This is a genomic window from Cupriavidus sp. 05T313 (assembly GCF_056396665.1).
Genome location: NZ_JBFTLX010000423.1, coordinates 1 through 3,308, shown reverse-complemented (window position 1 = coordinate 3,308; position 3,308 = coordinate 1). Strand labels below are relative to the sequence as shown.

Below are 3,308 nucleotides of genomic sequence, written 5' to 3'. Positions count from 1 at the left end.
CCCATCACTCTCTGGGAAGAGAATGGCCCGCCGGCACGGATGGCCAAAGCATATTTCCAGCTTGTGGAGGCCCTGTTGACTGACCTCTGCAAGCGGGAGGGTTGGATTCTCGATAAGTCGAGAGACAACTGTAGTCGTGTCAAGGTCGCGAACTGGGCGCACATTGATGTCCCGTTGTACGCCGCTTCGGAAGACGAGTTCGTCAAGGTCCGCGAAACGCAAATTTTCGATTCCCTGAGAAAGGCGGCGGACTCCAAAGGTATGGCCATGGACGCACGTGACAAGTCGGAGAGCGAAGCCCTTGGTGACCTCATCGGCCAGTCCTGGGATGACATGGAAGGTTTAGTCCTCGCGAAGCGTTCAGGGGAGTGGGTGCCTTCAGACCCGGCAGACGTTTCAAAGTGGTTCAAGGACTGTATCGAGGAGCATGGTGAGCAATTGCGCCGTGTCTGTCGGTTCTTGAAGGCGTGGCGTGATTTCCGCTGGAAGACCGGTGGCCCGACGTCCGTATCCATCATGATTGCGGTAGCGCAGAGCTTCGTCCCTGTCCGCGGTCGCGATGACTTGGCGATTGAACAGGGTGCTAGGGCCCTGGCGAAGGCACTGAAGCTCGATATTCGCGAGCGCGGCATTGACGGCGGCAAAGATGACTTCAATCGATTGGAGGAATCGGAGCGCGTCGAGGCATCGTCGTGTGCTTATGCCCTTGCTGAAGCGATACGGCAAGCTCGCGAGTCGAGTCTTCCGTACGTATCCCACGCAATCTCGTTGTTGCAGGCGCAATTGGGCTCACGCCTTCCAAACAAGCCAGAATGGGTCGAGCCGGATTCGTCCGGCGACGATATTCGCCGCGTTCCCGCATCAACGGTGTCCAAGCCCGTTGTCGGCGCACAAAGCGCAGGCTAATTCGGATGAGCGAGAGCGCCTACGGTCGCGCCTTGCAAGTGTTGTCAGCGGCCGGCCTCAAATTGGTAAAGGCGCGAGGGAGAGTTCGGGCCTTTGAGGGGCCGCTCAAGACCGCGTCACGGGACGTCTTGGTTCGGATGGAGATTGAGGATTGGAATTTCCTCCGCTATCCGCGCATCACTTTGCTGGAGCGTCCTCAAGGGGCAGCCAAGGTAATGGAGCACGTCGATGCGCTTGGCGGCCTGTGCTATTTCTCTCCTGGGTCGGTAATTCTTGACCGCTTCGAGCCGGATGTGGCGATTCTGCAGTGTCTGACTGCGGCGAGGACGGTCCTGAATCGCATCGCCAGCGGCACAACTCGGAGTGCGGACATTGCCAATGAATTCGGTGCCTACTGGATGGGTGGACAGCGTCCGCCCGCCTATCCGGTAATGGTGGGCGAACTCGAGCCTGATGCAACCTCAGCATCGTACTTCTTGATGGAGCAAGACGGCGGCGACCGCAAAGGCCTCATAGCGCAGGACGCTATTGCTGCGGCAAGGGTGGGAGAGGGCTTTGCGGCTGAGAGGGTGGCTGAGGGAGCTCTCGCTTGCTTTCTCTTTAAAAGTAGCGAGGCGCCCGGCGTGCCTGTCGAGGGATTGCCGTCAACCATAAAGCAGTTCTTCAAATGGGTGAAGTCCTGGGATGCTGAACTGTCGAAGCAAGTTCAACAGTGTCTCGGCACTGACAAGACGTATCTGAAGCGCAAAGGCTGCGTCATTGCCTTCAACACACCGCTCGGCCGATTCGGCGTCATGTTCAAGCTGGACCTAAAGCACAGGCAGGGCTTCCAGAACTCTCCTAGGGAATATCGAAACTATCTACACCACGCTGGCGGGGAAACGGCCGTTCTAAGACTGCGCCTTGACGACATTTCCCCAGCCTACATCCACTCGAGGAACCTGGAGTTTTCAAGCTTGGCTGGCAGGCGGCTTACTCTCATTGGATGCGGTGCGATTGGAGGATATTTAGCTCAAGCACTCGTACGGCTGGGCGCGGGGACAGGGAAGAACGGGCTGCTTCGCCTTATCGACATTGGCGAGATGGAACCCGACAACCTGGGGCGTCACGCACTTGGTTTTCCGGCCTTATATCGCAACAAGGCCGAGGCCCTGCGAGATGAATTGGCGCGCCAGTTTCCGTATGTGCAAGTCGAAACCCAAACAACCAGCCCGACGTTGAACGCGAAGTTCTTTGCGACGGACCTCGTCATTGATGCCACGGGGGATGAAGCGTTGAACACCTTAGTAAATGCCGCGCATATTGAGCGCCGGCTTGGGCCAGTCCTGTACGTGCGGGTGATGGGTAACGGTGAGTGCGTCCAGGCTCTCTGGTCAGATTCCGAAAAGTACGGGTGTTTCCAATGCTTGCGCCAGGGATTCGGGCCAAACTATCGTCAGGAGCGCTATCAGGTTCTGGCTAGCCCTCCGCGCACTCGATTCAGAGGCTGTAGCGCCTATACGCCGTATGCCGTATCGACATCGATGTCGGCGGCGGCCTTGGCTGCGGATATGGTCAGCGACTGGCTCAGAGGGTCCGTTAGCCCCCGGTTCAGAACTCGCTACCTCGAGAACGCCGATGCCAAACGCATCAAGAACCAGAACATTGCACCGGCAAACAACTGTCCAGCATGCCAGAGGCACTGATTGTCCCGCATCCGCTGGTTGAAGACGCCAAGGTCTTGATTGAGGCAGATGTACTGGAGAACCTGCTGAAGTTCAGGCAACTGGCCCCGTCATCGCACGAGGCGGGCGGCATTCTGATGGGATTCAGAAGGGGTAGCCACGTACATGTGGCCGCTATATCTTCTCCGCAGCCGGGAGACCAACAGCATCGCTTCGGTTTCCATCGGCAGGCGAGAGCCCATCAGCGAATCGCCGTCCGACACTGGAATGCTCAGCAGCAGACCATGGACTATCTGGGCGAATGGCACACTCATCCCGAGATAAGACCGTCTCCGTCCTCCATCGATACGCACGAGTGGAGAAGACTTTGCGCCGGCAAGTCTGTACCGATGATATTTCTCATCGTGGGGACCGAGAACGCCTTGTGGCTCGGTGTCGGGCAGCGGAGCACGCTCAGCGGCGCAAACGCCTTTGTTAGATAGCTGCGCGACCGCCTTTCACCGATTATCTCACGAAGCCGTCTCTCATTTCGCCTTCTCATCCTTGCTGCCGCTGGCAAGCTTTACGATAGCGACAAGCGATTCCATAATTCTCGGGTCTACCTGCGATGCATCCAGCGAACTGAAGGCTGAGCTTCGGTCGATATTCCAGTGCTGGAAGACCTCCTTCAACTCCTCCCACTGTGTCTTGTCGCCAAATGCCTGCAGATAGAACTCTCCGAAGCGAATAGCGTGGATG

At 57.6% G+C, this 3,308-nt stretch carries 4 protein-coding genes; 3 read left to right on the top strand and 1 reads right to left on the bottom strand.

What is annotated here, in order from left to right:
• From AC1DKD_RS40180 to AC1DKD_RS40170, 3 genes are all read left to right on the top strand, one after another.
• On the top strand, window positions 1-906 hold a 906-nt coding region (locus AC1DKD_RS40180; protein ID WP_477144643.1), incomplete at its 5' end, for a CBASS cGAMP synthase.
• Window positions 907-911: 5 nt separating this feature from the next.
• Window positions 912-2,591, top strand: a complete 1,680-nt coding sequence (locus AC1DKD_RS40175) for a ThiF family adenylyltransferase (RefSeq protein ID WP_441631603.1) — start codon at window positions 912-914, stop codon at window positions 2,589-2,591.
• Window positions 2,576-3,052 carry a Mov34/MPN/PAD-1 family protein gene (locus tag AC1DKD_RS40170; protein ID WP_441631605.1) on the top strand — a complete coding sequence of 159 codons (477 nt, stop codon included), beginning with the start codon at window positions 2,576-2,578 and terminating at the stop codon, window positions 3,050-3,052. The genes AC1DKD_RS40175 and AC1DKD_RS40170 overlap by 16 nt, the downstream gene beginning before the upstream one ends.
• A gap of 42 nt (window positions 3,053-3,094) precedes the next feature.
• On the opposite strand, the gene AC1DKD_RS40165 is transcribed toward AC1DKD_RS40170, so the two are convergent.
• A partial coding sequence (locus AC1DKD_RS40165; protein ID WP_477144642.1) for a hypothetical protein occupies window positions 3,095-3,308 on the bottom strand: 214 nt, incomplete at its 5' end.

Bases quoted from the DNA above. Each gene is read 5' to 3' on its own strand.
- AC1DKD_RS40170 (WP_441631605.1), top strand. From the start codon at position 2,576: ATGCCAGAGGCACTGATTGTCCCGCATCCGCTGGTTGAAGACGCCAAG.
- AC1DKD_RS40175 (WP_441631603.1), top strand. From the start codon at position 912: ATGAGCGAGAGCGCCTACGGTCGCGCCTTGCAAGTGTTGTCAGCGGCC.